The organism is Kosakonia sp. ML.JS2a, from assembly GCF_025642095.1.
Taxonomy (GTDB): Bacteria; Pseudomonadota; Gammaproteobacteria; order Enterobacterales; family Enterobacteriaceae.
The window spans coordinates 2,169,214-2,194,984 of sequence record NZ_CP106754.1; the positions used below are offsets into that span (position 1 = coordinate 2,169,214).

General features: G+C 54.5%; 28 protein-coding genes. 19 read left to right on the plus strand and 9 right to left on the minus strand.

Annotated features, from left to right (window positions below):
* The first annotated feature begins 1 nt into the window (after position 1).
* Genes nudB through ruvC form a run of 3 tightly spaced genes read left to right on the plus strand, consistent with a single transcriptional unit; the run spans position 2 to position 1,768 of the window.
* Entirely contained in the window at positions 2–445 is a 444-nt protein-coding gene (nudB, locus tag N7922_RS10420) for a dihydroneopterin triphosphate diphosphatase (protein WP_411554197.1), read from the plus strand.
* A 26-nt stretch (positions 446–471) separates the two neighbouring features.
* A complete protein-coding gene (locus N7922_RS10425; RefSeq protein WP_263100463.1) occupies positions 472–1,212 on the plus strand; it encodes a YebC/PmpR family DNA-binding transcriptional regulator in 741 nt (246 codons plus the stop codon).
* Positions 1,213–1,246: 34 nt separating this feature from the next.
* Positions 1,247–1,768, plus strand: coding sequence for a crossover junction endodeoxyribonuclease RuvC (ruvC, locus tag N7922_RS10430; RefSeq protein ID WP_061496707.1), 522 nt, complete (start codon positions 1,247–1,249; stop codon positions 1,766–1,768).
* 25 nt (positions 1,769–1,793) lie between these two features.
* Here ruvC and N7922_RS10435 read toward each other — a convergent pair whose 3' ends face one another.
* Positions 1,794–2,612, minus strand: a complete 819-nt coding sequence (locus tag N7922_RS10435; RefSeq protein ID WP_263100464.1) for a helix-turn-helix transcriptional regulator — start codon at positions 2,610–2,612, stop codon at positions 1,794–1,796.
* Between the two features lie 95 nt (positions 2,613–2,707).
* On the opposite strand from N7922_RS10435, the gene N7922_RS10440 reads away from it, so the two are divergent.
* The 3 genes from N7922_RS10440 to ruvB all read left to right on the plus strand — a co-directional run bounded on the left by N7922_RS10440 (position 2,708) and on the right by ruvB (position 5,319).
* On the plus strand, positions 2,708–3,589 hold the full coding sequence (locus tag N7922_RS10440; RefSeq protein WP_263100465.1) for an SDR family oxidoreductase: 882 nt from the start codon (positions 2,708–2,710) through the stop codon (positions 3,587–3,589).
* A 99-nt stretch (positions 3,590–3,688) separates the two neighbouring features.
* A complete protein-coding gene (gene ruvA / locus N7922_RS10445) occupies positions 3,689–4,300 on the plus strand; it encodes a Holliday junction branch migration protein RuvA (protein ID WP_263100466.1) in 612 nt (203 codons plus the stop codon).
* 8 nt (positions 4,301–4,308) lie between these two features.
* Entirely contained in the window at positions 4,309–5,319 is a 1,011-nt protein-coding gene (gene ruvB, locus N7922_RS10450) for a Holliday junction branch migration DNA helicase RuvB (RefSeq protein ID WP_263100467.1), read from the plus strand.
* A gap of 43 nt (positions 5,320–5,362) precedes the next feature.
* Here ruvB and znuB read toward each other — a convergent pair whose 3' ends face one another.
* A complete protein-coding gene (gene znuB, locus N7922_RS10455) occupies positions 5,363–6,148 on the minus strand; it encodes a zinc ABC transporter permease subunit ZnuB (protein ID WP_263100468.1) in 786 nt (261 codons plus the stop codon).
* Positions 6,145–6,900, minus strand: coding sequence for a zinc ABC transporter ATP-binding protein ZnuC (gene znuC / locus N7922_RS10460; protein WP_263100469.1), 756 nt, complete (start codon positions 6,898–6,900; stop codon positions 6,145–6,147). Before znuC ends, znuB begins: the two co-directional genes overlap by 4 nt.
* A gap of 78 nt (positions 6,901–6,978) precedes the next feature.
* Here znuC and znuA point away from each other — a divergent pair, with 78 nt between their 5' ends.
* From znuA to lpxM, 3 genes are all read left to right on the plus strand, one after another.
* Positions 6,979–7,923: a zinc ABC transporter substrate-binding protein ZnuA gene (gene znuA / locus N7922_RS10465; protein ID WP_263100470.1), complete on the plus strand. Its 945-nt coding sequence runs from the start codon at positions 6,979–6,981 to the stop codon at positions 7,921–7,923.
* A 15-nt stretch (positions 7,924–7,938) separates the two neighbouring features.
* A complete protein-coding gene (gene mepM, locus N7922_RS10470) occupies positions 7,939–9,270 on the plus strand; it encodes a murein DD-endopeptidase MepM (RefSeq protein WP_263100471.1) in 1,332 nt (443 codons plus the stop codon).
* 130 nt (positions 9,271–9,400) lie between these two features.
* Positions 9,401–10,372: a lauroyl-Kdo(2)-lipid IV(A) myristoyltransferase gene (gene lpxM, locus N7922_RS10475; protein ID WP_263100472.1), complete on the plus strand. Its 972-nt coding sequence runs from the start codon at positions 9,401–9,403 to the stop codon at positions 10,370–10,372.
* A 53-nt stretch (positions 10,373–10,425) separates the two neighbouring features.
* On the opposite strand, the gene pyk is transcribed toward lpxM, so the two are convergent.
* Both pyk and N7922_RS10485 read right to left on the minus strand, forming a co-directional pair.
* Positions 10,426–11,868 (minus strand): pyruvate kinase, encoded by a 1,443-nt coding sequence (gene pyk / locus N7922_RS10480; protein ID WP_263100473.1) that lies wholly within the window; start codon positions 11,866–11,868, stop codon positions 10,426–10,428.
* A gap of 126 nt (positions 11,869–11,994) precedes the next feature.
* Positions 11,995–12,864, minus strand: a complete 870-nt coding sequence (locus tag N7922_RS10485; protein WP_263100885.1) for a MurR/RpiR family transcriptional regulator — start codon at positions 12,862–12,864, stop codon at positions 11,995–11,997.
* A 340-nt stretch (positions 12,865–13,204) separates the two neighbouring features.
* Between N7922_RS10485 and zwf the strand changes: the two genes are divergently transcribed.
* The 3 genes from zwf to kdgA all read left to right on the plus strand — a co-directional run bounded on the left by zwf (position 13,205) and on the right by kdgA (position 17,405).
* Positions 13,205–14,680, plus strand: a complete 1,476-nt coding sequence (gene zwf / locus N7922_RS10490; protein WP_061496682.1) for a glucose-6-phosphate dehydrogenase — start codon at positions 13,205–13,207, stop codon at positions 14,678–14,680.
* Between the two features lie 234 nt (positions 14,681–14,914).
* Positions 14,915–16,726 carry a phosphogluconate dehydratase gene (gene edd, locus N7922_RS10495; protein WP_263100474.1) on the plus strand — a complete coding sequence of 604 codons (1,812 nt, stop codon included), beginning with the start codon at positions 14,915–14,917 and terminating at the stop codon, positions 16,724–16,726.
* A 37-nt stretch (positions 16,727–16,763) separates the two neighbouring features.
* On the plus strand, positions 16,764–17,405 hold the full coding sequence (gene kdgA / locus N7922_RS10500; RefSeq protein WP_263100475.1) for a bifunctional 4-hydroxy-2-oxoglutarate aldolase/2-dehydro-3-deoxy-phosphogluconate aldolase: 642 nt from the start codon (positions 16,764–16,766) through the stop codon (positions 17,403–17,405).
* A gap of 65 nt (positions 17,406–17,470) precedes the next feature.
* On the opposite strand, the gene purT is transcribed toward kdgA, so the two are convergent.
* Complete coding sequence (purT, locus tag N7922_RS10505) at positions 17,471–18,649, minus strand: formate-dependent phosphoribosylglycinamide formyltransferase (protein ID WP_263100476.1); 1,179 nt, start codon at positions 18,647–18,649, stop codon at positions 17,471–17,473.
* A 132-nt stretch (positions 18,650–18,781) separates the two neighbouring features.
* On the opposite strand from purT, the gene N7922_RS10510 reads away from it, so the two are divergent.
* The 4 genes from N7922_RS10510 (at position 18,782) to ptrB (ending at position 22,438) form a co-directional block, all read left to right on the plus strand.
* On the plus strand, positions 18,782–19,123 hold the full coding sequence (locus N7922_RS10510) for a YebG family protein (protein ID WP_263100477.1): 342 nt from the start codon (positions 18,782–18,784) through the stop codon (positions 19,121–19,123).
* A gap of 58 nt (positions 19,124–19,181) precedes the next feature.
* Positions 19,182–19,535: a protein YebF gene (yebF, locus tag N7922_RS10515; protein WP_263100478.1), complete on the plus strand. Its 354-nt coding sequence runs from the start codon at positions 19,182–19,184 to the stop codon at positions 19,533–19,535.
* 87 nt (positions 19,536–19,622) lie between these two features.
* Positions 19,623–20,285 carry a tellurite resistance TerB family protein gene (locus N7922_RS10520; RefSeq protein ID WP_263100886.1) on the plus strand — a complete coding sequence of 221 codons (663 nt, stop codon included), beginning with the start codon at positions 19,623–19,625 and terminating at the stop codon, positions 20,283–20,285.
* A gap of 77 nt (positions 20,286–20,362) precedes the next feature.
* Positions 20,363–22,438, plus strand: coding sequence for an oligopeptidase B (gene ptrB / locus N7922_RS10525; protein ID WP_263100479.1), 2,076 nt, complete (start codon positions 20,363–20,365; stop codon positions 22,436–22,438).
* On the opposite strand, the gene exoX is transcribed toward ptrB, so the two are convergent.
* Both exoX and N7922_RS10535 read right to left on the minus strand, forming a co-directional pair.
* Positions 22,420–23,082, minus strand: coding sequence for an exodeoxyribonuclease X (gene exoX, locus N7922_RS10530; RefSeq protein WP_263100480.1), 663 nt, complete (start codon positions 23,080–23,082; stop codon positions 22,420–22,422). The two genes, ptrB and exoX, sit on opposite strands and share 19 nt — an antisense overlap.
* 11 nt (positions 23,083–23,093) lie before the next feature.
* Positions 23,094–23,324, minus strand: coding sequence for a DNA polymerase III subunit theta (locus N7922_RS10535; RefSeq protein ID WP_263100481.1), 231 nt, complete (start codon positions 23,322–23,324; stop codon positions 23,094–23,096).
* A 137-nt stretch (positions 23,325–23,461) separates the two neighbouring features.
* On the opposite strand from N7922_RS10535, the gene yobA reads away from it, so the two are divergent.
* Genes yobA through N7922_RS10550 form a run of 3 tightly spaced genes read left to right on the plus strand, consistent with a single transcriptional unit; the run spans position 23,462 to position 25,065 of the window.
* A complete protein-coding gene (gene yobA / locus N7922_RS10540; RefSeq protein ID WP_263100482.1) occupies positions 23,462–23,836 on the plus strand; it encodes a CopC domain-containing protein YobA in 375 nt (124 codons plus the stop codon).
* A gap of 2 nt (positions 23,837–23,838) precedes the next feature.
* The gene (copD, locus tag N7922_RS10545) at positions 23,839–24,708 is read left to right on the plus strand and encodes a copper homeostasis membrane protein CopD (protein WP_263100483.1); all 870 of its coding nucleotides are present in this window, start codon (positions 23,839–23,841) and stop codon (positions 24,706–24,708) included.
* A gap of 18 nt (positions 24,709–24,726) precedes the next feature.
* Positions 24,727–25,065, plus strand: a complete 339-nt coding sequence (locus N7922_RS10550) for a YebY family protein (protein ID WP_263100484.1) — start codon at positions 24,727–24,729, stop codon at positions 25,063–25,065.
* 412 nt (positions 25,066–25,477) lie between these two features.
* On the opposite strand, the gene N7922_RS10555 is transcribed toward N7922_RS10550, so the two are convergent.
* Positions 25,478–25,639, minus strand: coding sequence for a hypothetical protein (locus N7922_RS10555; RefSeq protein WP_263100485.1), 162 nt, complete (start codon positions 25,637–25,639; stop codon positions 25,478–25,480).
* Positions 25,640–25,771 lie beyond the last annotated feature (132 nt).

The window sequence follows — 25,771 nt, forward strand, 5'->3', positions numbered from 1 at the left end:
CATGCCATTTAAGCATCCCGTTTCCGTGCTGGTCGTGATTTACGCGCAGGATTCGAAACGGGTGCTGATGCTGCAGCGACGCGACGATCCCGATTTCTGGCAGTCGGTAACCGGCAGCCTGGAAGCAGGGGAAACCGCGTTGCAGGCCGCTGTGCGTGAAGTAAAGGAAGAGGTCGACATCGATATTGCTCTTGAGCAACTGACCTTAGTCGACTGTCAGCGCACGGTGGAGTATGAAATTTTTAGTCATTTACGTCATCGCTACGCACCAGGCATTACGCATAACAGCGAGTCCTGGTTTTGTCTCGCGTTGCCACACGAGCGGCAGATTGTTTTTAGCGAACATCTGGCCTACCGCTGGGTTGATGCGCCGCAAGCGGCTGCATTAACCAAGTCGTGGAGCAACCGGGAGGCGATTGAAGAGTTTGTAATTCATACCGCCTGATCGGGCGGTTTCTTGGAGAGTTTTTTATGGCAGGTCATAGTAAATGGGCCAACACCAAACACCGCAAAGCAGCACAGGATGCCAAGCGCGGTAAGATCTTCACCAAAATCATTCGTGAGCTGGTCACGGCAGCGCGTCTGGGTGGCGGCGATATCGGCTCCAACCCGCGTTTGCGTGCGGCAGTGGATAAAGCACTGGGCAACAACATGACCCGTGACACCCTGAACCGCGCCATTGCACGCGGCGTCGGCGGTGATGACGACGCGAACATGGAAACCATCATTTATGAAGGTTACGGCCCTGGCGGCACCGCGGTGATGGTGGAATGCCTGAGTGACAACCGTAACCGTACCGTTGCCGAAGTGCGTCACGCGTTCAGCAAATGCGGTGGTAATCTCGGCACTGATGGTTCTGTGGCTTACCTGTTCAGCAAAAAAGGGGTGATCTCCTTTGAAGCGGGCGACGAAGACACCATCATGGAAGCGGCGCTGGAAGCCGGTGCAGAAGATGTGGTGACCTTTGATGACGGCGCAATTGACGTTTACACCGCGTGGGAAGAGATGGGTGCCGTGCGCGACGCGCTGGAAGCGGCTGGTCTGAAAGCCGACAACGCGGAAGTGTCTATGATCCCGTCTACCAAAGCGGACATGGATGCAGAAACAGCGCCGAAACTGCTGCGTCTGATCGATATGCTGGAAGATTGCGACGACGTGCAGGAAGTTTACCATAACGGTGAGATCTCTGATGAGGTCGCAGCGACGCTCTGATGTCGCTTAATCCGCATAAAACCGGAGACGCATGATGGCGATTATTCTCGGTATCGACCCGGGGTCACGCGTCACCGGCTATGGGGTGATCCGCCAGACCGGGCGGCAGTTAACCTATCTTGGTAGCGGCTGTATCCGGACAAAAGTGGACGATTTACCGTCGCGTCTGAAGCTGATTTATGCAGGCGTGACGGAAATTATCACCCAGTTTCAGCCCGATTTTTTTGCCATCGAACAGGTGTTTATGGCGAAAAACGCCGACTCGGCGCTCAAGCTGGGACAGGCGCGCGGCGTGGCGATTGTTGCTGCTGTGAATCAGGCGTTACCGGTATTCGAATATGCCGCCCGTCAGGTGAAACAGACGGTTGTTGGCATCGGTAGCGCGGAAAAGAGCCAGGTGCAGCATATGGTGCGTACCTTGCTGAAACTGCCCGCTAACCCGCAGGCGGATGCCGCCGATGCGCTGGCGATCGCCATTACCCACTGCCATGTTAGCCAGAATGCCTTACAGGTAAGCAGTTCCCGGCTTAATCTGGCGCGCGGAAGATTACGTTGAAAAGCGCCTCATGCTGGCGCTTTTTTTATAACAGCGAACTGATTTTTTGCGCATCTTCTTCGCTGGAAGGGTTATAGACCACCATCGTCAGATCGGGTTGCCCCTCAACGGAAAAACTCGAGTACTCAAGCGACAGCCTGCCAACATGACCGTGCAGCAGGATCTTCGTCCCTTCCGCCATCTCCTCGATATCATTACTCTGCCATAGCCGGGCAAACTCCGGTGAAGCGGCGCTCAGTTCCTCGATCAACGGACGGATCTCAGCGGAAGCGCCGGCACGGGTTGCATCAGCGCGAAAGGCCGCCACCAGAAAACGCGTCAGGCCATGCCAATCCGTTTGCATGGCACGCACATGAGGCTCCAGAAACATGCGCCGCAAGATATTGCGCTGCTGCGGGGGGAGGGAGGGGTAATCCGCCAGTACCACCGTAGCCGCTTTATTCCATGCCACCACATCCCAGGTGGCGTTACGGATCATCGCCGGGCTGAGCGGCATATGATCCAGCACCTTTTGCAGGCGTTCGCTCACGGTTCCCGTCGGGTTGTAATGCACGCCGGGCGCTCGCCCAAGCCCAAGGTGAAACACATGTTCGCGCTCACGCTCAGAGAGGCGTAGCGCCTGGCAAATTCGCTCCAGTACTTCTGCGGAAGGCGTACCGCCACGTCCCTGCTCAAGCCATGTGTACCATGTCGCGCTGATACAGGCCAGATGCGCCACTTCCTCCCGACGCAGCCCGGGCGTGCGCCTGCGCGCGGTATGGAAACCCAGCGCGAGAGGATCAAGCTGCGCGCGGCGGGATTTCAGGTACTGACCGAGATCTTTCGGCTGAGTCACGCTTTGCATCCTGTTAGTCCTTATACCACGATAATGTCACTACTTTTCTCCGTTATGGATATTCATCAGGATAACAGCGCGAGTCAACATAAGGAGACACACGCATGCATGTTTTTCTGACAGGCGCTACCGGTTGGGTTGGCGCAACAGTGGCGGCGGAATTACTGGCTGCCGGGCACCAGGTGAGCGGACTGGCGCGGAACCCGGGCAAAGCGCTGGCATTACTGAACGCCGGGGGGAAGGCGGTATACGGGACGCTGGATGACCATCAACTGCTGTTTGATGTCGCAGCAAAGGCGGATGCGGTGATCCACACGGCTTTCAATCATGACTTCTCCCGTTTTGCGGATAACTGCGCGCAGGACCAGCGTGCCATTGAGGTCCTGGGCGAGGCTTTATTGGGGAGCGAACGCCCGTTGCTGGTAACTTCCGGCCTTGCGAGGCTGGTGCAAGGGCGTCTGGCAACGGAAGACGATAAACCGGGCACGGGACCCGAATACCTGCGCCGTACGGAACAGGCCGCACAGGCGCTGGCGGAAAAAGGCGTACGCACCGCCAGCATTCGTCTCGCTCCAACGGTTCATGGCATTGGCGATCATGGCTTTGTGCCGAACCTGATTGCACTGGCGAAAAAAAACGGCGTCGCTGCCTGGCCGGGAAACGGGGAAAACCGCTGGGCAGCAGTTCACCGACTGGATGCGGCAAAGGTGTACCGGCTGGCGCTGGAAACGGGTGTCACACAGTCGGTTTACCATGCCGTGGCGGAAGAGGGGATCCCGATGCACGACATCGCTTTCGCCATAGGCAGTATGCTCGGGATACCAGCGGAATCACGCGGTGCGGAACATTTTGGCTGGTTCGCCGCCTTTGCTGCCACGGAAATGGCGGCGTCCAGCGAGCGCACCCGCAACGTTCTGGGCTGGCAACCTGAGCAGCGTGATTTACTTACGGACCTTGCAGACGCCGCGTATTACGCGAATTCCTGAATCGCGCTCGCGCTTTTCCTGTATATTCGGCTGGATATCTATCCAGCCTTTTTTTATGATACAGCATTACAACTTCAGCCCTTAGCGCAGGAGCGTCACGTGATAGGCAGACTCAGAGGCATTATTGTCGAAAAACAACCCCCGTTAGTGGTGCTGGAAGCAGGAGGGGTGGGGTATGAAGTCCATATGCCAATGACCTGTTTTTACGAGTTACCGGATGCCGGTAAAGAGGCCATTGTCTTTACTCATTTCGTGGTGCGTGAAGATGCGCAACTGCTGTTCGGTTTTAACAATAAACAGGAACGGACGCTGTTTCGCGAGCTGATAAAAACCAACGGCGTCGGGCCGAAACTGGCGCTGGCGATCCTCTCTGGCATGTCGGCGCAGCAGTTTGTCAACGCGGTCGAGCGTGAAGATCCCGCCGCACTCATCAAATTGCCAGGTATTGGCAAGAAAACCGCTGAGCGCCTGATCGTGGAAATGAAAGACCGCTTTAAAGGTCTGCATGGCGATCTGTTCACGCCTGCTGCTGACCTGGTGCTGGCTTCGCCGGCAAGCCCGGCGACGGACGATGCGGAGCAAGAAGCGGTTGCCGCGCTGGTGGCGCTGGGCTATAAACCACAGGAAGCCAGCCGGATGATCAGCAAAATCGCCCGTCCGGACGCTAACAGTGAAACCCTGATCCGTGAAGCGCTGCGCGCGGCGTTGTGAGGTAGAGGATGATTGAAGCAGACCGTCTGGTGGCGCCTGCCAGTAGCAACATAGAAGAGGTCGCGGATCGCGCTATTCGTCCGAAAATGCTCGACGAGTATATTGGTCAACCGCAGGTGCGTTCGCAAATGGAGATTTTTATCCAGGCGGCTAAACTGCGCGGCGATGCGCTGGACCATCTGCTGATCTTCGGCCCGCCAGGCTTAGGGAAAACCACGCTGGCCAATATTGTGGCGAACGAAATGGGCGTGAACCTGCGCACAACGTCCGGTCCGGTACTGGAAAAAGCGGGCGATCTGGCGGCGATGCTGACGAATCTTGAACCACACGACGTGTTGTTTATTGATGAAATCCACCGTCTTTCACCCGTTGTGGAAGAGGTGCTCTATCCGGCGATGGAGGATTATCAGCTGGATATTATGATTGGCGAAGGCCCGGCGGCGCGCTCAATCAAAATTGATTTACCGCCGTTTACCCTGATTGGCGCGACAACCCGTGCGGGCTCGCTGACCTCTCCGTTGCGCGATCGTTTCGGTATTGTGCAGCGTCTGGAGTTTTACCAGGTGGCGGATTTGCAGCACATTGTGGGGCGCAGCGCGCGGTTTATGGGGCTGGAAATGAGCGATGAAGGTGCACTGGAAGTGGCGCGTCGCTCGCGTGGTACGCCACGTATCGCGAACCGCCTTTTGCGTCGGGTGCGTGATTTCGCCGAGGTGAAGCATAACGGCGATATTTCGGCTGACATTGCCGCCCAGGCGCTCGATATGTTGAATGTGGATGCCGAAGGGTTTGATTATATGGATCGCAAACTGCTGCTGGCGGTGATTGATAAGTTCTTCGGCGGGCCGGTTGGTCTGGATAACCTGGCGGCGGCCATTGGTGAAGAGCGGGAAACCATCGAAGACGTGCTGGAGCCGTATCTCATCCAGCAGGGCTTTTTACAACGTACTCCGCGCGGAAGAATGGCAACGGTCAGAGCGTGGAATCACTTCGGTATTACGCCGCCGGAAATGCCGTAAAGCTGAATACCGGGAGCATAACGCATCGCTCCCGGCACACCATTCAACTGGCGGTTTTCTTCATCATACTGCAGATAAACAGTAGCGCAGCGCACAGCACCACGGATGGGCCCGCCGGGGTATCGTACAGCGCGGAGAAAGCCAGTCCCCCCGTCACCGCAATCATTCCGATACCTACCGCCACGCCCGCCATTTGTTCCGGCGTGCGGGCGAAACGGCGTGCGGTGGCGGCGGGGATAATCAGCAGCGATGTAATAATCAGCGCGCCGACAAATTTCATCGCCACACCGATGGTCAGGGCGGTAACCAGCATCAGCAACAGTTTTACGCGCTGCAGTTTTACGCCATCGACAAAGGCCAGTTCGGGGCTGATGGTCATCGACAGCAAATTGCGCCACTGCCAGAGTAAAATCCCCAGAACGATCGCCACGCCGAGCGCGATAGCAAGTAAATCCTCCGGTGTGACTGCCAGCAGGTCACCGAACAGATATGCCATCAGATCGACGCGGATATTCGACATCAGGCTGACCACGACCAGACCCAGCGACAGCGCACTGTGCGCCATGATACCGAGCAGCGTGTCGATCGCCAGATGCGGGCGTTTCTCCAGCCAAACCAGACCGGCTGCCAGTAACAGCGTCACGGCGATAACGGCATAAAAAGGATTTACATCCAGCAGAAAACCAAATGCCACACCCAGCAAAGAGGCATGCGCCAGCGTATCGCCGAAATAGGACATCCGACGCCAGACCACAAATGAGCCCAGCGGCCCGGCGGCGCAGGCCAGCATAATCCCGGCAAACCAGCCGGGCAGTAATAATTCAATCATGAGCGTCCATTACCCTGGCGCAATACAATGCGTCCCTGTAAATCGTGGCGGTGGTTATGGTTATGGCGATAGATGCCGAGCTGTTCGGCACCACGCTGGCCAAACATGGAGATAAACTCCGGGTGCATTGAGACAACTTCCGGCGTACCGGAACAGCAGATGTGATGATTCAGACACAGTACTTCATCGGTTTTCGCCATCACCAGATGCAGGTCGTGCGACACCATCAGTACGGCACAATCCAGCTCTTTACGAAGCTGGTCGATCAGATCATACAGCGCGACCTGCCCGTTGACGTCCACACCCTGAGTGGGCTCATCAAGCACCAGTAATTGCGGGCGGTTAAGCAATGCGCGGGCAAGCAATACACGCTGAGTTTCCCCGCCGGAAAGTTTTTGCATTGGCGCCTCAACCAGATGGGCAGCCTGCACCCGTTTCAGTGCCGGAATGATCTCGTCTTTGCGTGTGCCCGGACGCAGGCGCAGAAAACGCCCCACGGTCAGCGGCAGGGTCGTGTCCAGCTGTAATTTTTGCGGCACATAGCCGATACGCAGGTTTTTGTCGCGCTTGATCACCCCGGCATCGGGTGCTACCAACCCAAGCACCACACGCACCAGCGTGGATTTGCCCGCGCCATTAGGACCGAGCAAGGTCAGAATTTTACCGGGGCATAATTTAAGCGAAATGTCAGATAAAACGCGCCATTGGCCAAACGCGACGGTGACTTTTTCGAGCGTTACAAGATTCGTCATAGCATTTAAGGGGTTGCACAAGTTGTCGAATGTTATAATATCACATCCCACATACTCATTACGATCACTAGTCGCATTATGTTACATAAAAATACGCTTCTTTGCGCAGCGTTATCCGCTGCTCTCCTCGGCGGGGCAGCACAAACTGCTAACGCTGCCGTCGTAACCTCGTTAAAGCCGCTGGGTTTTATTGCTTCGGCCATTGCAGATGGCGTCACCACGACGGAAGTTTTGCTACCCGATGGTGCCTCTGAGCATGATTATTCACTCCGCCCGTCTGATGTAAAACGCTTACAGAACGCGGACTTAGTCTTTTGGGTCGGACCGGATATGGAAGCGTTTATGGCGAAGTCCGCGCAGCAAATTCCGGCGAATAAAAGAGTGACAATGGCGGAACTTGACGGCGTGAAAACGCTACTCATGAAAGGGGCTGACGACGACGAGCATGATCACGAAGGTGATTCCCATGAAGGCGAAAAAAGTGACGAACATCACCATCATGGCGATTACAACATGCACCTGTGGCTCTCGCCAGAGATAGCGCGGCTGTCAGCGGTTGCAATCCACGATAAATTAGTGGAAGTTATGCCGCAAAGTCGAGCAAAGCTGGACGCCAACCTGCAGGCATTTGAGGCATCATTAGCCCGGGCCGATAAACAGGTCGGAGACGAGCTGGCACCGCTGAAAGGGAAAGGGTATTTCGTTTTTCATGACGCCTACGGTTACTTTGAAAAACACTACGGGCTGACACCACTCGGCCATTTTACCGTCAACCCCGAAATTCAACCCGGTGCGCAGCGTTTACATGAAATCAGAACACAGTTGGTTGAGCAAAAAGCAACCTGCGTTTTTGCTGAGCCACAGTTCAGGCCAGCGGTCGTTGAAGCTGTTGCCAGAGGGACATCCGTTCGAATGGGGACGTTGGATCCACTCGGGATCAGTATCAAGTTAGGCAAAGAGAGCTATCCGCAGTTCCTTGCCCAACTGTCTAACCAGTATGCGAGCTGCCTGAAAGGAGAATAACGAGGAAGTGAATACGTGCAACAGATAGCCCGCTCTGTCGCCCTGGCATTTAACAATTTACCGCGGCCCCATCGCGTCATGCTGGGGTCGCTTACCGTTCTCACTCTTACGGTCGCTGTCTGGCGGCCTTATGTTTATCACCCGGAAGCGACTTCCGCGCCGATCGTCAAAACCATTGAACTCAAAAAGAACGAAATCCGTTCTCTGCTGCCCGAAGCCAGCGAACCTATCGATCAGACCATGCCTGACGAAGTGGAAGATATCCCGCAGGATGACCTGGATGACAAAACCGCCAGCGATGCTGGCGTGCATGAATATGTGGTTTCTACAGGCGATACCCTGAGCAGTATCCTCAATCAATACGGCATTGATATGGGCGATATCAGTCAGCTTGCCGATGCGGATAAAGAGTTGCGCAACCTGAAAATTGGTCAGCAACTTTCCTGGACATTAACCGCGGATGGCGATCTGCAACGCCTGACCTGGGAGATGTCGCGTCGTGAAACCCGCACATACGATCGTACCGAAAGCGGTGCGTTCAAAATGAGCAGTGAGCTGCAACAGGGCGACTGGGTGAATACGGCGATGAAAGGCACCGTTGGCGGGAGTTTTGTCGCCAGCGCGCGCGACGCCGGGCTGACCAATAGTGAAATTAGCTCAGTGATCAAAGCCATGCAGTGGCAGATGGATTTCCGTAAGCTGAAAAAAGGGGATGAGTTCTCTGTGCTGATGTCCCGCGAGATGCTGGAGGGTAAGCAGGAGCAGAGTCAGCTTGTGGGCGTGCGTCTGCGCTCAGACGGCAAAGATTATTACGCTATCCGTGCTGAAGACGGTAAGTTCTATGACCGCAACGGCACCGGGCTGGCGAAAGGTTTCATGCGCTTCCCGACCTCGAAACAGTTCCGCGTTTCGTCGAATTTTAACCCGCGCCGTCTGAACCCGGTAACCGGCCGTGTTGCGCCACATAAAGGCGTCGATTTCGCCATGCCACAGGGTACGCCTGTGTTGTCTGTGGGCGACGGTGAAGTGGTTGTGGCGAAGCGTAGCGGCGCGGCAGGCTATTATGTCGCTATCCGCCACGGTCGAACCTACACCACACGCTATATGCACCTGCGTAAACTGCTGGTGAAAGACGGGCAGAAAGTGAAACGTGGCGATCGTATTGCGCTCTCCGGTAATACCGGGCGGTCTACGGGTCCGCATCTGCATTATGAAGTGTGGATCAACCAACAGGCGGTAAACCCGTTAACGGCGAAGTTACCAAGGACGGAAGGGCTGACAGGGTCGGATCGTAAAGATTACCTGGCACAGGTGAAAGAGGTTGTACCGCAGCTCGGTTTCGACTGATTCGCCTAAGAAATGTGCGTATAAAGCCGATGCCTTAACCGCGTCGGCTTTTTCTTTTGTGTGAAAGATAACGGCTCGCTACACTATCTGATTATCTTTTCTGACTTGATGTCTGGCCTGCGGAAGATGCATGGAAACGAAAAAAAATAACGGTGAATACATTCCGGAATTCGAACCTGAATTCCGGCATCCGCGCAACTGGGGCGCGTGGCTGGGCGTGCTGGCATTTGCTGGCGTGGCGATGATCCCCCCTTCACTGCGCGATCCGCTGCTGGGTAAGCTGGGGCGACTGGCGGGGAAATTCGGTAAAAGCGCGCGTCGTCGGGCGCAAATCAATTTGTATTACTGCTTTCCGGAAAAAAGCGAAGCGGAAAGGGAAGCGATCATCGACGAGATGTTCGCCACCGCGCCGCAGGCCATGGTATTGATGGCCGAACTGGCGATTCGCGGCCCGGAAAAAATCTTACCGCGTGTGGAGTGGCAGGGAAAAGAGATCATTGATGCGTTGCGCCGCAACGATGAGAAAGTGATTTTTCTGGTTCCGCATGGCTGGGGCGTGGATATTCCGGCAATGTTGCTGGCATCGCAGGGGCAGAAAATGGCGGCGATGTTCCACAATCAGGGCAATAAAGTGTACGACTACGTGTGGAACACGGTGCGCCGCCGTTTTGGCGGGCGTCTGCACGCACGTAATGACGGTATCAAACCTTTTATCCAGTCTGTACGTCAGGGGTACTGGGGCTATTATCTTCCGGACCAGGATCACGGCCCGGAACAGAGTGAGTTTGTCGATTTCTTTGCCACCTATAAAGCGACGTTGCCGGCCATTGGTCGTCTGATGAAAGTCTGCCGCGCACGCGTGGTGCCGCTTTTCCCGGTGTATGATGCCAGCACGCATCGTCTGATTGTTCAGGTGCGCCCGCCGATGGACGATCTGCTGACCGCAGACGATAACACCATTGCCCGCCGGATGAATGAAGAGGTGGAGGTGTTTGTTGGTCCGCATCCGGAACAATACACCTGGATCCTGAAATTGCTGAAAACGCGCAAACCTGGCGAGACCGAGCCGTACAGGCGCAAAGAGCTGTATCCAAAAAAATAACGGCATAAAAAAGGCCTCCTGAAACGGGAGGCCTTTTGCATTCTACACGGTCATTATTCGACGGTCAGAATACGCGTGGTATTGGTGGTGCCGATGGTGCTCATCACATCGCCCTGAGTCACAATGACCAGATCGCCGGAGAGCAGGTAGCCTTTATCACGCAGCAAGATAACTGCATCGTTGGCTGCGGCAACGCCATCGGTATAGCTATCGAAATAAACCGGCGTAACACCACGGTACAACGCGGTCAGGTTCAGCGTACGTTCGTGGCGGGAGAGGGCGAAAATCGGCAGACCAGAACTGATGCGTGACGTCATCAGCGCCGTACGCCCTGATTCGGTCATGGTGATGATAGCGGTTACACCCTTCAGGTGGTTCGCGGCATACATCGCCGACATCGCGATGGCTTCTTCCACGTTATCAAACTGAATATCGAGGCGGTGTTTGGAGACGTTGATGCTGGGGATCTTCTCTGCGCCCAGGCAAACGCGCGCCATCGCAGCAACGGTTTCAGAAGGGTACTGACCGGCAGCAGTTTCCGCAGACAACATGACCGCATCGGTGCCGTCCAGGACGGCGTTGGCGACGTCCATCACTTCCGCACGGGTTGGCATCGGGTTGGTGATCATTGACTCCATCATCTGGGTTGCGGTGATCACCGAGCGGTTTAGCTGACGGGCGCGACGGATAAGCGCTTTCTGGATACCCACCAGCTCCGGGTCGCCAATCTCAACACCGAGGTCGCCGCGGGCAACCATCACCACATCGGATGCGAGGATCACATCATCCATCGCTTCCTGGTTACAAACGGCTTCCGCACGCTCAACTTTTGCCACGATTTTTGCATCACAACCTGCATCGCGCGCAAGGCGGCGCGCATAGTTCAGATCTTCGCCGCAGCGCGGGAAGGAGACGGCCAGGTAATCAACACCGATCATCGCAGCGGTAACGATATCCGCTTTGTCTTTATCCGTCAGCGCTTCTGCGGACAGACCGCCACCGAGTTTGTTGATGCCCTTATTGTTGGACAACGGGCCGCCGACGGTGACTTCGGTGAACACTTTCATGCCCTGAACTTCCAGCACTTTGAGCTGCACGCGACCATCATCCAGCAGCAGGATATCGCCGGGCACGACATCAGCTGGCAGACCTTTATAGTCGATGCCGACTTTTTCTTTGTCGCCTTCACCTTTACCCAGGTTGGCGTCGAGCAGGAATTTATCACCGATATTCAGGAAGACTTTGCCTTCCTTAAAGGTGGAAACGCGAATTTTTGGCCCTTGTAAGTCGCCGAGGATAGCAACATGACGTCCCAGTTTTGCCGCAATCTCACGCACCTTGTCGGCACGTAATTTATGATCTTCCGGTGTTCCGTGTGAGAAGTTCATACGCACCACGTTAGCGCCGGCGGCAATAACTTTCTCAAGGTTGTTATCGCGATCGGTTGCCGGGCCTAAGGTGGTAACGATTTTGGTTCTGCGAAGCCTTCTGGACATGTAATACTCCGTTGACTGAAACAACTTGGTGTTGCGTGAACATGAATTCGGTCATCTATCGCCCTGCTGTGAAGAGCAATTTGTCTGGCCGAACAGCGTAAGAGGTTACCGCTTTATTATTAACTATTAATGGTTATCGCTTTTGACAAGCAGCTCCTTATCAAAGCGCGATTCTTTCAGTGCTTCTTTGACTCGCTTCAAGTTATCCCTGAATTTTGCTCCCCTGCGCAACGTGAACCCGGTTGCCAGCACGTCGATGACCGTCAGTTGCGCAAGACGGGAAACCATGGGCATGTAAATGTCGGTATCTTCCGGAACATCCAGCGTGATCGCAAGCGTCGCTTCACGCGCAAGCGGGGTTCCGGCGGAGGTCAGCGCAATGACCATGGCGTCGTTTTCACGCGCCAGTTGCGCAAGTTCGACCAGGTTTTTGGTTCGCCCGGTATGTGAAATCAGCACGACCACGTCATCGTCGCTACAATTCATACAACTCATGCGTTGCAGGACAATGTCGTCGGAATAGACCACCGGAACATTGAAGCGGAAAAATTTGTTCATGGCATCGTGCGCCACGGCGGCGGACGAGCCAAGACCGAAAAACGCAATTTTTTTCGCCTGGGTCAGTAAATCCACGGCACGGTTTACCGACGCCATATCCAGCGACTGGCGCACGTGATCGAGGCTGGCCATCGCCGATTCGAAGATTTTGCCGGTGTAGGCTTCTACACTGTCATCTTCATCGACATTGCGATTAACATAAGGCGTGCCGTTGGCAAGACTTTGCGCCAGATGCAGTTTAAAATCAGGGAAACCGCGCGTATCGAGGCTGCGGCAGAAACGGTTCACCGTCGGTTCGCTGACCCCCGCTTCTTGCGCAAGCGCGGCAATACTGGAGTGAATGGACTGCTCCGGCGTTGCGAGGATCACTTCCGCCACTTTACGTTCGGATTTGCTAAGGTTTTCCAGTCGCGACTGGATCTTTTCCAGCATATTCATGGGTGATAAAGCGCTCATGGTAAAACGATTCCACAAGGGGAAATCGTGATGCGATTGAATCTGATATTACCCCTGCGCGTCGCAGAAAAGTAAGCGGTTGTGAAAAACGATGTTGTTTTTTTTCATTACTTGATCAACGTCGGATTTTATCGGCTGCGTCCTGGGCAAACATCCAGCATTTTCAGGGCGAAAAAACGTATTTTTCGTCACAACAAAATAACGCACTTCCTGACAAGGCTTAACAGTTTCGGGAATGACGTAAAAGCAGTACATTGTACTGTAATAAAATTACAACTAAGACCTGGCTAAAGTACCAGGATAGCCAACTGAGGAGAATGACATGGCGGTAATACAAACAGCCCAGGCGTGTGACCTGGTCATTTTCGGCGCGAAAGGCGACCTCGCACGCCGGAAATTGCTGCCTTCCCTGTATCAACTGGAAAAAGCGGGTCAGATCCACCCGGATACACGTATCCTGGGCGTCGGGCGCGCCGACTGGGATAAAGAAGCTTATACACAGGTGATCCGTGAAGCGCTCGAAACCTTCATGAAGGAGAAGATCGACGAGAGCCTGTGGGACAAGCTCAGCGGCCGTCTTGATTTCTGCAATCTTGATGTTAACGACACCGCTGCGTTTAAACGCCTTGGCGACATGCTGGATCAAAAAAATCGCACCACCATCAACTATTTTGCGATGCCGCCGAGCACCTTCGGCGCCATCTGTAAGGGACTGGGCGAAGCCAAACTGAACGCCAAACCGGCGCGCGTGGTGATGGAAAAACCGCTGGGAACCTCACTGGCGACCTCGCGGGAAATCAACGACCAGGTGGGTGAATATTTCGAAGAGTGCCAGGTTTACCGTATCGACCACTACCTGGGTAAAGAGACGGTGCTTAACCTGCTGGCACTGCGTTTTGCCAACTCCCTGTTTGTGAACAACTGGGATAATCGCACCATCGACCACGTGGAAATCACCGTGGCGGAAGAGGTGGGTATTGAAGGTCGCTGGGGCTATTTTGACCAGGCAGGTCAAATGCGCGATATGATCCAGAACCACCTGCTGCAAATCCTGTGCATGATTGCAATGTCGCCGCCGTCAGACCTGAGTGCTGACAGCATTCGCGATGAGAAAGTGAAGGTGCTGAAGTCATTGCGTCGCATCGACCGCACCAACGTGCGTGAAAAAACCGTACGCGGTCAGTACACCGCTGGTTTTGCGCAAGGCAAAAAAGTGCCGGGCTACCTGGAAGAAGAGGGCGCTAACAAGTCCAGTAATACCGAAACGTTTGTTGCTATCCGCGTGGATATCGACAACTGGCGCTGGGCTGGCGTGCCGTTCTACCTGCGCACCGGCAAACGTCTGCCGGCGAAATGCTCTGAAGTTGTCGTGTACTTCAAAACGCCGGAACTGAATCTGTTCAAAGAGTCGTGGCAGGATCTGCCGCAGAACAAGCTGACTATCCGTCTGCAACCGGATGAGGGCGTGGATATTCAGGTACTTAACAAAGTGCCGGGCCTGGATCACAAGCATAATCTGCAGATCACCAAACTTGACCTCAGCTACTCTGAAACCTTTAACCAGACGCACCTTGCAGATGCTTACGAGCGTTTGCTGCTGGAGACCATGCGTGGGATCCAGGCGCTGTTTGTGCGTCGTGATGAAGTGGAAGAGGCGTGGAAATGGGTGGACTCCATTACCGAAGCCTGGGCTGCGGATAATGACTCGCCGAAGCCTTATCAGGCGGGCACTTGGGGACCTGTTGCGTCTGTAGCAATGATCACCCGCGATGGCCGTTCCTGGAACGAGTTTGAGTAACCTTGCTGCCGTTCAGACTCTGTTATTTTACCGGTAACATGATCTAACACAGAAATCAGGACAATTTTTCATCTTTCAGGCCCCGACTGGATTCACCAGCGGGGCTTTTTTTATTACACTGGCTGAAGCGATTTTGCCTTTGGGGCGCAGTACTTCGGTGTTTTCGGGCTGGCAGGATAAACCGTTCATACCGTGCGCATTGTTTCCCCGGACAGATAAATTTCAGGAGCCTCTATGAACCCGAATATGTTACGCGTAACAAATCGTATTGTTGAACGTTCGCGCGAAACCCGCTCAGCCTACCTTGCACGCATTGAGCAGGCGAAAAGCAACACCGTACGCCGCTCATCGCTTGCATGCGGCAATCTGGCGCACGGATTCGCCGCCTGTCAGCCCGACGATAAAGCCTCGCTCAAAAGCATGTTGCGTAACAACATCGCTATCATCACCTCCTACAACGATATGCTTTCTGCGCACCAGCCCTATGAGACCTACCCGGATATCCTTCGTAAAGCGCTGCATTCTGTTAATGCGGTGGGGCAGGTTGCCGGCGGCGTACCGGCGATGTGTGATGGCGTTACTCAGGGGCAGGACGGTATGGAGCTTTCACTGCTCAGCCGTGAAATTATCGCCATGTCGGCCGCGGTAGGCCTCTCGCACAACATGTTTGATGGCGCGTTGTATCTCGGCGTGTGTGACAAAATTGTTCCCGGCCTTGCAATGGCGGCGCTTTCATTTGGTCATTTACCTGCACTGTTCGTGCCGTCAGGCCCGATGGCTAGCGGTCTGGCGAACAAAGAAAAAGTGCGTATCCGTCAGCTTTATGCTGAAGGCAAAGTCGATCGCATGGCACTGCTGGAATCTGAAGCCGCTTCGTATCATGCGCCGGGTACCTGTACTTTCTATGGCACGGCCAACACCAACCAAATGGTGATTGAATTTATGGGTATGCAGTTACCGGGTTCCTCTTTTGTGCATCCGGATGCGCCACTGCGACAGGCGCTGACAGAAGCGGCTGCCCGGCAGGTAACGCGTCTCACCGGCAATGGCAATGAATGGATGCCGCTTGGCAAGATGATTGACGAGAAAGTGGTGGTCAACGGTATCGTTTCGTTGCTGGCAACGGGCGGTTCAACCAACCACACCATGCACCTGGTGGCGATGGCTCGCGCGGCGGGCATCATTATCAACTGGGATGATTTCTCTGACCTTTCTGATGTGGTGCCGTTGCTGGCGCGTCTCTATCCGAATGGCCCGGCCGACATTAACCACTTCCAGGCGGCGGGCGGGGTTCCGGTACTGATGCGCGAACTGCTCAAAGGCGGTTTATTGCATGAAGACGTGAATACGGTGGCGGGTTTTGGTCTGACTCGCTACACCAACGAACCGTGGCTGAATAATGGCGAGCTTGACTGGCGTCCGGGCGCTGACGCCTCGCTCGATGCCGATGTCATTGCCACCTTTGATAAACCGTTCTCCAGACACGGCGGCACCAAAGTACTGAGCGGTAATCTTGGGCGCGCGGTCATGAAGACCTCCGCCGTACCGGTAGAAAATCAGGTTATCGAAGCACCGGCGATTGTTTTTGAAAGCCAGCATGACGTGTTGCCAGCCTTCGATGCGGGTTTGCTGGACCGCGATTGCGTGGTTGTTGTGCGTCATCAGGGACCGAAAGCGAACGGAATGCCAGAATTACATAAACTCATGCCGCCACTTGGTGTATTATTGGACCGCCGTTTCAAAATAGCTTTAGTAACCGATGGACGGCTCTCAGGTGCATCGGGTAAAGTGCCGTCGGCAATCCACGTTACACCAGAGGCTTTTGATGGTGGATTGCTGGCGAAAGTGCGTGATGGCGATATCATCCGGGTCAACGGGCAGACGGGAGAATTAACGCTGCTGGTGGATGAAAACGAACTTGCCGCACGTCAGCCACATATTCCTGACCTGAGCGCGATGCGCGTGGGCACAGGGCGCGAAATGTTTGGCGCACTGCGGGAGAAACTTTCCGGTGCGGAGCAGGGCGCAACCTGTATCACTTTTTAAGACGACAAGATTTTAGTTCTGGCGAGAGAAAAACCTGATGAAAAACTGGAAAACGAGTGCGGAAACAATCCTGAAAACTGGCCCGGTTGTGCCGGTAATCGTAGTGAACAAACTGGAACACGCGGTGCCGATGGCGAAAGCGCTGGTTGCCGGTGGCGTTCGCGTTCTGGAAGTGACTCTGCGCACCGCTTGTGCCATTGACGCTATCCGCGCGATTGCCAAAGAAGTGCCGGACGCGATCATCGGTGCGGGTACTGTGTTGAACCCGCAGCAACTGGCGGAAGTGACCGCCGCTGGCGCGCAGTTCGCCATTAGCCCGGGTCTGACCGAGCCGCTGCTGAAAGCGGCGACTGAAGGAACCATCCCGCTGATCCCGGGCATCAGCACCGTTTCTGAACTGATGCTGGGCATGGACTACGGTCTGAAAGAGTTTAAATTCTTCCCGGCTGAAGCGAATGGCGGCACCAAAGCGCTGCAGGCCATTGCTGGTCCGTTTGCGCATGTGCGTTTCTGCCCGACGGGTGGGATTTCTCCGGCAAACTACCGTGACTACCTGGCGCTGAAAAGCGTGCTGTGCATCGGCGGTTCCTGGCTGGTGCCGGCGGATGCGCTGGAAGCGGGAGATTATGACCGTATCACCAAACTGGCGCGTGAAGCGGTAGAAGGCGCGAAACAGTAACCGTGCGGCGGGTATAACCTCGCCAGACATAAAGCCCGCTCAGTGTTAACACTGAGCGGGCTTTTTTATCCCTGAACGTCAACGGCCTTCGTCGCTGCAATCGCGCGTTGCACGGCGGTTTCGACATTGTCGGCCACCGCCAGCGCTACACCCAGACGACGGGATCCGTCGATTTCCGGCTTGCCGAACAGGCGCAACTGTACGCCTGCACCCACCGCATTATGCACATTGTCGAAGGTCACATTCTTACTGCTCAGGCGAGGCAGAATGACCGCAGAAGCAGACGGGCCATACTGGCGGATGTCGCCAACAGGCAAGCCGAGGAAGGCGCGCACGTGCAGTGCGAATTCGGAGAGATCCTGCGAAATCAGTGTGACCATGCCGGTATCATGCGGGCGCGGAGAGACTTCGCTGAAGATGACGTCATCGCCACACACGAACAACTCCACGCCAAACAGACCGTGACCACCGAGCGCCAGTACGACTTTGCGGGCAATCTCTTCCGCGCGTTGCAGTGCGACAGTGGACATCTGCTGCGGCTGCCAGGATTCTCGATAATCCCCGTCTTCCTGACGGTGGCCGACCGGGGCGCAAAAATGCACGCCATCTACCGCACTGATTGTCAGAAGCGTGATTTCAAAATCAAAGTGGACCACGCCTTCGACAATCACCCGACCGGCTCCGGCGCGCCCGCCTTGTTGCGCATATTCCCAGGCTTTGGCTAACTGGTCAGCGCGTTTAATAAAGCTCTGGCCTTTGCCCGACGAACTCATTACCGGCTTAACAATACACGGCAGACCAATCTCTTCAACGGCCTGATGGAACGCGGCTTCACTGTCGGCAAAACGGTAACTGGACGTCGGGAGCTGAAGTTCTTCTGCCGCAAGACGACGAATGCCCTCACGGTTCATTGTCAGCTTTGCAGCACGGGCGCAGGGGACAACGTGCTGGCCCTGTGCTTCCAGCTCAATCAGCGTATCGGTGGCGATGGCTTCGATTTCCGGCACAATGAAATGGGGTTTTTCTTGCGCCACCAGCGCCTTCAGCGCTTCGCCATCCAACATGTTAATGACATGCGAGCGGTGGGCGACATGCATTGCCGGAGCGTCGGCGTAGCGGTCAACGGCAATCACTTCGATGCCGAGACGTTGGCACTCAATGGCCACTTCTTTGCCCAGTTCGCCGGAACCGAGTAACATCACGCGAGTTGCTGCAGGGCGCAGCGCAGTACCTAAAAGAGTCATAGCAGCTTACCGTTGGGAAAAAAACTGCGCGCAGTATAAACGAAAACGTTTGCGTCTGTCTTTTATCACTTGCGATGGTTTTTTCATCGCGCTACTATACTGTATAAATAAACAGTTAAATGAGGCTGCATCATGGCGGTAGAAGTTAAATACGTAGTCATTAGAGAAGGTGAGGAAAAAATGTCTTTTGCCAGCAAAAAGGAAGCGGATGCTTACGATAAGATGCTCGATCTGGCGGAAGTGCTGGGTGACTGGTTAGGCGCAGGTCCGGTCACGCTGGAAGATGAAACACGTGACCAAATGGCGCTGTGGCTTGCCGAACAAAAAGAGGCGCTTAGCAGCATTCTTAAGTCCGGTAAATTGCCTGGCGCAGAAGCGCAAGAACCGACAGCGTCTCCCGCAACGGATGATGAGAGTGAGCCGACAGACACTGTCGATATTAAAAGCGCAGCCAAACGCGCAAAAGTCGCCTGATCTTGCACTGCCTGTAATTTGTACCATGCTTTGAAGGGGTAAAAACCAGGAGATAAGCATGAAAATAGCAGGGGTTTTCGCCAGTTTTCTTTTGCTGGCGGGCAGTGTGGCGGCGCATGCCGCAAACGATAAGTCGGTGAAATTTCCCTCGTGCGAGGGGCTTAACGCTGAAGGCATTGCCGCCAGCGTTAAGCGTGACTATTTGCAAAATCGCATCGTTCGTTGGGCAGACGATCAAAAAAAACTTGGCCAGGCCGATCCGGTGGCCTGGATCAGCACCAAGGATATTGTCGGCAAGGGTGATAAGTGGACTGTACCGTTAACCGTGCGCGGGAAAAGCACCGATATCCACTATAAAGTGGCTATCGACTGCAAAGCCGGTACGGCGGACTATCAACTGCAACCCAACTGACACAATTTTCCCATCTTTTGCAGAGTCAGACATTTCCTGACATCCCCTCGCTTACTCTGAGCGCACCATTATCAGTAGGCGAGGGACATCATGAGTTGGTTAAATCAATTACAATCGCTGCTTGGTCAGAAAGACGGAGCAGCATCTTCATCCTCTGGCGAGCAGGGGTTAAGCAAACTGCTGGTACCCGGAGCGCTGGGTGGTCTTGCCGGGCTGCTGGTTGCCAGTAAATCATCGCGTAAACTTCTGACCAAATACGGTACCAGCGCATTGTTGGTCGGTGGCGGTGCGGTGGCCGGCAGCGTGCTGTGGAATAAATACAAAGATCGTATCCGCGATGCTCACCAGAATGACCCCCAGTTTGGTCAACACCATTCACCATTAGATGTGCGCACAGAGCGCCTGATCCTGGCGCTGGTCTTTGCAGCCAAAAGTGATGGTCATATCGATGACAAAGAACGCGCGGCTATCGAACAACAACTTCGTGAAGCGGGCGTGGAAGAGCAGGGACGGGCGCTGGTCGCGCAGGCCATTGAGCAACCTCTTGATCCAGAGCGTCTGGCGCGAGGTGTCACAAACGAAGAAGAAGCGCTGGAAATCTATTTCCTCAGCTGCGCCGCTATCGATATCGATCACTTTATGGAGCGGAGCTATCTTAACGCACTGGGCGATGCGCTAAAAATTCCTGCCGATGTGCGTGAAGGGATTGAAGAGGATCTTAAGCAGCAAAAACATGCTCTCCCGCAATAACAACTGCGACGTTTCGCTTGCATCGCGCGTGGGTTTTGCCACCCTTATAGGTATGTAAAACTAAAAAGAACAGTGCTATGCCGCCGAAAGCGAAAAAAATCCCCCATGCTATGACTGTGCATGGTGATACTCGTATCGATAATTATTACTGGCTGCGGGACGACTCGCGTTCGCAGCCAGACGTTCTGGACTATCTTCAACAAGAAAACCGCTACGGGCACGAGGTGATGGCGTCGCAACAGGCGCTTCAGGACCGTGTGCTTGGGGAGATTATCTCGCGCATTCCGCAGCGTGAGGTTTCTGCGCCTTATATCAAAAATGGCTACCGTTACCGGCATATCTACGAACCTGGCAACGAATATGCTATCTATCAGCGTCAGTCCGCGCTCAGTGCGGAGTGGGATGAGTGGCAGGTGCTCCTTGATGCGAACCAGCGCGCGGCGCACAGTGAGTTTTATACCCTCGGCGGCATGTCCGTTTCGCCGGATAACACCATTATGGCGATTGCGGAAGATTATCTGTCCCGTCGCCAATATGGCCTGCGGTTTCGCAATCTTGAAACCGGGAACTGGTATCCGGAAATGCTCGATAACGTCTCGCCAGAGTTCGTCTGGGTCAATGATTCTGAAACGCTCTATTATGTACGCAAACATGCGACCACGCTGCTGCCGTATCAGGTGTGGCGACATACTATTGGTACCCCCGCGCAACATGATGAACTGGTCTACGAAGAGCAGGATGAAGCGTTCTATGTCGGGTTGAGCAAAACCACCTCGCAGCACTACATCACCATCCATCTGGCCAGCGCCACGACCAGCGAAGTTCTGCTTCTTGATGCGGAATTACCCGATGCCCAACCGCTGCGTTTTTTACCGCGGCGTAAAGACCATGAATACAGCCTCGATCACTACCAGCACACTTTCTATCTGCGATCGAATCGGGACGGCAAAAACTTTGGTCTCTATCGCACCAAAGTCCGTGATGAAAAGCGCTGGGAAGTGCTGATCCCGGCCCGAGACCAGGTGATGCTGGAAGGGTTTACCTTGTTTACCGACTGGCTGGTGGTTGAAGAGCGGCAGCGCGGGTTGACCAGTCTGCGGCAAATTAACCGGAAATCTCGCGAAGTTGTGGGCATCGCGTTTGATGATCCGGCGTATGTCACGTGGCTTGCTTATAACCCCGAGCCGGAAACGTCGCGGCTACGCTACGGTTACTCATCGATGACCACCCCGGACACACTGTTTGAGCTGGACATGGACAGCGGTGAACGGCGTGTCATCAAGCAGATTGATGTGGCGGGTTTTGACGCCAGCCAGTACCAAAGCGAGCATTTATGGATCCATGCGCGGGATGGTGTCGAAGTGCCGGTATCGCTGGTGTACAACAAAAATCATTTCCGCGCCGGGCAAAATCCGTTGTTGGTTTATGGTTACGGATCTTACGGCGCCAGTATGGATGCCGATTTCAGCAGCAGCCGGTTGAGCCTGCTTGATCGCGGTTTTGTGTGCGCGATTGCGCATGTGCGTGGCGGGGGAGAATTGGGGCAGGCATGGTACGAAGAGGGCAAATTTCTTCGTAAGAAAAACACCTTCAACGATTTCATTGACGTTACCGACAGCTTGCTGGCGCTGGGTTACGGTTCGCCGCTGTTCTGTTATGGCATGGGCGGGAGTGCGGGCGGACTGTTAATTGGCGCGGTAATTAACGAACGGCCATCGTTATTTCACGGTGTGATTGCCCAGGTACCCTTTGTCGATGTGGTTACCACCATGCTGGATGAGTCGATCCCCCTTACCACCGGTGAGTTTGAGGAGTGGGGGGATCCCCAGGATGAAACCTACTACCGGTACATGAAAAGTTACAGTCCCTATGACAATATCGGCGCGCACGGCTATCCGCACATGCTGGTCACTACCGGCCTGCATGACTCGCAGGTGCAATACTGGGAACCGGCAAAATGGGTTGCCAAACTGCGGGAGTATAAAACCGATGACAACGTACTGTTACTCTGCACGGACATGGATTCCGGGCATGGCGGGAAATCAGGGCGGTTTAAATCCTATGAAGGCGTAGCGCTGGAATATGCCTTCCTGATAGCCCTGGCGCAGGGAACCCTGCCGGGGCAAAGCGCGGATTACTCTTCGCCTAAATAGTGTTTCAGCGTCAGACGCAGTTCCGGGCTCATGCGCTCAAGGTTATTGAATAACCACCGCAGGTAGCCCGGATCGCGATCGGCGATTTCGGATACTGGTTTGCCCCGGTATTTACCGAACGTAAACGTCGTCAGCAGCGCGGGGCGACCGGTAATCGTCGCCATTTCATCTGCGGACCAGCCTGAGACCTGCATAATATCAATCAGCAACGCTGCGGTAATATAGCAGTCGTAAAGCGCCCGGTGATGATGCAGGCCCGGCGGCGTCTGCACGCTGAGCTTGCGGGATTTATACAGCGCCATATTACTGTATTTAATGCCCGGCCACAGGCGACGCGCCAGTTTCATCGTGCAAATCCACTCGCCAGGCATTTCCGGCAGGACGCGGCGATCAAAGCTGGCATTGTGGGCGACATACCAGTTGCTGCCGTAATAATTCGGCACAATCTCTTCTATCCATGGCTGGTTGGCAACCATCGATTCGGTGATCCGGTGTATCGCCATGGCTTGTGAACTGATGGGGCGGTCAGGGCGAACCAGATGGCTCATCGGATTGACGATTTGGCCGTCCACGACGTCAACGGAGGCAATTTCGACAATGCCCCCTTGCAGATCGCAGGTTTCGGTATCGATAACACGCAACATACCCGACTCCGTTATTTCGCTTTAGGCTCATAAGGTAAGCGGGAAAGCGACACTGAGGCCAGCCGATGCGCAATCAAGCGCTCGCGAAACCAGGTACGCAGGTGCTCTGGCTGTTCACGCTCGATGGCTTCAGCAACCACAGGCATGTTATAGCGCTCTTTAAATGCGACGCCTGCCGCGGCAAGATCAACATTGATCTTATCCATTTCGTCCTGCTCAAGTTGCGCAAGGTTCGTTGTCATGATTTTCTCCTGGGTTCACGCGGCAAAAGTTACTAAGCCTGCCGCATAAAGACAAGCACGCCGACGATGATACTCGACGCGATTATTATACAGGGTTATTCTCTGCCCCATATGTATAACAAAAAGGAATGAACAATATGCTCACATCTGCTGTTCGCCGCTGGCGCACGATCACGCTGATCGCCACGCTTTTTGCCGCTCCCGCCGCGCTGGCGCATGCGCATTTGAAAAACCAGTATCCGGCAGCGGGGGCGGAGGTTACTGCAGCACCGCAGGCGCTAACGCTCACCTTTTCTGAAGGTATCGAACCGCAGTTCAGCGGCATCAGCGTCACCGGGAGTCAGCAACAAATTATCACGACCGGCACAATCAAACGCAATGAGAATGACAAAACGCAAATGATCGTGCCGCTGGAGCAGCCGCTTATGCCGGGCCATTATACTGTTAACTGGCATGTGGTTTCCGTCGACGGGCACAAAACTCACGGCCAGTATCAATTTTCCGTGAAGTAACCATGCTGGCGACGGGGTATGTTGCGCTGCGATTCGTTCATTTTGCAGCCCTGATGATGATTTTCGGCTGCGCACTGTTCAGTGCGTGGCTGGCTCCGCATAACCTGCGCCGTTTGCTGACGCATCGTTTTCGCACGCTGCAACACGTCTGTTTGTGGCTGAATGCGGTGAGTACCGTGCTGATATTCGGCGTGCAGGGCGGAATGATGGGTGACGGCTGGCAGGATGTTTTGCGCCCGGAAATCTGGCTGGCGCTGACCGGCACACAGTTCGGTTCGGTCTGGACGCTACAAATCCTGATGGCCTTGTTAACCCTGACTGTTGCCCTGTTGCAACCGCAGAACCAGCAACGACTGCTGTTGCTGGTGGCTATCCAGTTTTTGCTGGCGGCAGGCGTTGGACATGCTGCGATGCGAGAGGGAATGGCGGGTGTATTGCAACGTGGTAATCACCTTTTGCATTTGCTCTGTGCTGCGGTCTGGCTTGGCGGATTGCTTCCGGTGCTGTTTTGCATGCAACTGGCGCGTGGGCGCTGGCATGCTGCGGCGATAGCGACAATGATGCGCTTTTCCCGCTACGGGCATTTTGCCGTCGCCGGGGTTATTCTGACCGGTATTATTAATACTCTGATGGTTCAGGGGAGCGTTTTGCCGTGGAACAGTGCCTGGGGGCGAATGCTGTTGCTGAAATGTGCGCTTGTGGCGCTGATGGTGGTAATTGCCCTTGTGAATCGGTATGTTCTGGTGCCACGACTGAGCCTGAAAAATGACATTGCCCGGCTGCAGTTTATACGCATGACATGGGCCGAAGTGGGGCTCGGCGCGCTGGTGCTGGCGGCGGTAAGCGTATTTGCAACCTGGGAACCTTTTTGACTGAACCTGGCGGAAAGAATGAAAAAAAGTGTATTGGTATTGTTACTGTTGGCCTGTTCGGGCGCTGCGCTGGCGGTGCCGCAGGTGATCACCGTTAGCCGTTTTGAAATCGGTAAAGACAAGTGGGCGTTTAATCGTGAAGAAGTGATGCTCACCTGTCGGCCGGGTAAGGCATTGTACGCGATTAACCCGAGCACGCTGGTGCAATATCCGCTGAACGATGTTGCACAACAGCAGGTTGCCAGCGGCAAAAGCAGTGGTCAACCGATTAGCATTATCCAGATTGACGATCCCAACCGGCCTGGTGAAAAGATGAGTCTTGCTCCGTTTATAGCCCGGGCCGAGACGCTTTGTTAAAATCAGTTATTAACGCACTGATTTAAAATAAAAAACCGCAAGCCTGTATTAACAAGTCTTGCGGTTTTAACATTTTGAAGCGTGACGATAACCTGATTTTTTTGACCACTTTTGTCGCGGACTGGAAAACCTGGCGTCGTCATCTATTCTTAAAGTGCCAGGCGACTTAGCCTGCATTAATGCCAACTTTTAGCGCACGGCTCTCTCCCAAGAGCCATTTCCCTGGACCGAATACAGGAATCGTGTTCGGTCTTTTTTTTGGGCACTCCAGTAATACCAGCCCGGCAGCGCGAATTCAAGCGGTTATCTCGCGACTGTTGCACTGGCGTTTGAAAGGCAATTAAAACGAAACGCGCAGAAATGACCGGGCGTTCTGTCTCTTCCGCAAATACGGTGCGCAGGCATTATTCCCTTACCAACCTCCCGGTCCACCGCCACCCGGTCCTTGCATTGGGGCTCCGCCGTGTCCACCACCGTGTCCGCCGCCAGGGCCTGGTCCCCAGAAGGGGCCAATACAACCAGAAAGAGAAAGCGCTGCGCTAAGCGCGATAACCAGAAAAATGACTTTTTTCATATAAACTCCTCGACAGGAAGCGTCAATTTATCATTAATTCATGGGGTTAACTTAAGGTAAATCTTAAAAAATTGTGATTAAATTGTGAAGAGACGCCTGAAGCATGGCGTGGGAGTTTCTGGAAGATGGCAA

Excerpts from the sequence above, each read along its gene's own strand:
- nudB (WP_411554197.1), top strand. The coding sequence starts at position 2 with ATGCCATTTAAGCATCCCGTTTCCGTGCTGGTCGTGATTTACGCGCAG.
- N7922_RS10425 (WP_263100463.1), top strand. The coding sequence starts at position 472 with ATGGCAGGTCATAGTAAATGGGCCAACACCAAACACCGCAAAGCAGCA.
- ruvC (WP_061496707.1), top strand. The coding sequence starts at position 1,247 with ATGGCGATTATTCTCGGTATCGACCCGGGGTCACGCGTCACCGGCTAT.
- N7922_RS10435 (WP_263100464.1), bottom strand. The coding sequence starts at position 2,612 with ATGCAAAGCGTGACTCAGCCGAAAGATCTCGGTCAGTACCTGAAATCC.
- N7922_RS10440 (WP_263100465.1), top strand. The coding sequence starts at position 2,708 with ATGCATGTTTTTCTGACAGGCGCTACCGGTTGGGTTGGCGCAACAGTG.
- ruvB (WP_263100467.1), top strand. The coding sequence starts at position 4,309 with ATGATTGAAGCAGACCGTCTGGTGGCGCCTGCCAGTAGCAACATAGAA.
- znuB (WP_263100468.1), bottom strand. The coding sequence starts at position 6,148 with ATGATTGAATTATTACTGCCCGGCTGGTTTGCCGGGATTATGCTGGCC.
- znuC (WP_263100469.1), bottom strand. The coding sequence starts at position 6,900 with ATGACGAATCTTGTAACGCTCGAAAAAGTCACCGTCGCGTTTGGCCAA.
- znuA (WP_263100470.1), top strand. The coding sequence starts at position 6,979 with ATGTTACATAAAAATACGCTTCTTTGCGCAGCGTTATCCGCTGCTCTC.
- lpxM (WP_263100472.1), top strand. The coding sequence starts at position 9,401 with ATGGAAACGAAAAAAAATAACGGTGAATACATTCCGGAATTCGAACCT.
- pyk (WP_263100473.1), bottom strand. The coding sequence starts at position 11,868 with ATGTCCAGAAGGCTTCGCAGAACCAAAATCGTTACCACCTTAGGCCCG.
- N7922_RS10485 (WP_263100885.1), bottom strand. The coding sequence starts at position 12,864 with ATGAATATGCTGGAAAAGATCCAGTCGCGACTGGAAAACCTTAGCAAA.
- zwf (WP_061496682.1), top strand. The coding sequence starts at position 13,205 with ATGGCGGTAATACAAACAGCCCAGGCGTGTGACCTGGTCATTTTCGGC.
- edd (WP_263100474.1), top strand. The coding sequence starts at position 14,915 with ATGAACCCGAATATGTTACGCGTAACAAATCGTATTGTTGAACGTTCG.
- kdgA (WP_263100475.1), top strand. The coding sequence starts at position 16,764 with ATGAAAAACTGGAAAACGAGTGCGGAAACAATCCTGAAAACTGGCCCG.
- purT (WP_263100476.1), bottom strand. The coding sequence starts at position 18,649 with ATGACTCTTTTAGGTACTGCGCTGCGCCCTGCAGCAACTCGCGTGATG.
- N7922_RS10510 (WP_263100477.1), top strand. The coding sequence starts at position 18,782 with ATGGCGGTAGAAGTTAAATACGTAGTCATTAGAGAAGGTGAGGAAAAA.
- yebF (WP_263100478.1), top strand. The coding sequence starts at position 19,182 with ATGAAAATAGCAGGGGTTTTCGCCAGTTTTCTTTTGCTGGCGGGCAGT.
- ptrB (WP_263100479.1), top strand. The coding sequence starts at position 20,363 with ATGCCGCCGAAAGCGAAAAAAATCCCCCATGCTATGACTGTGCATGGT.
- exoX (WP_263100480.1), bottom strand. The coding sequence starts at position 23,082 with ATGTTGCGTGTTATCGATACCGAAACCTGCGATCTGCAAGGGGGCATT.
- N7922_RS10535 (WP_263100481.1), bottom strand. The coding sequence starts at position 23,324 with ATGACAACGAACCTTGCGCAACTTGAGCAGGACGAAATGGATAAGATC.
- yobA (WP_263100482.1), top strand. The coding sequence starts at position 23,462 with ATGCTCACATCTGCTGTTCGCCGCTGGCGCACGATCACGCTGATCGCC.
- copD (WP_263100483.1), top strand. The coding sequence starts at position 23,839 with ATGCTGGCGACGGGGTATGTTGCGCTGCGATTCGTTCATTTTGCAGCC.
- N7922_RS10550 (WP_263100484.1), top strand. The coding sequence starts at position 24,727 with ATGAAAAAAAGTGTATTGGTATTGTTACTGTTGGCCTGTTCGGGCGCT.
- N7922_RS10555 (WP_263100485.1), bottom strand. The coding sequence starts at position 25,639 with ATGAAAAAAGTCATTTTTCTGGTTATCGCGCTTAGCGCAGCGCTTTCT.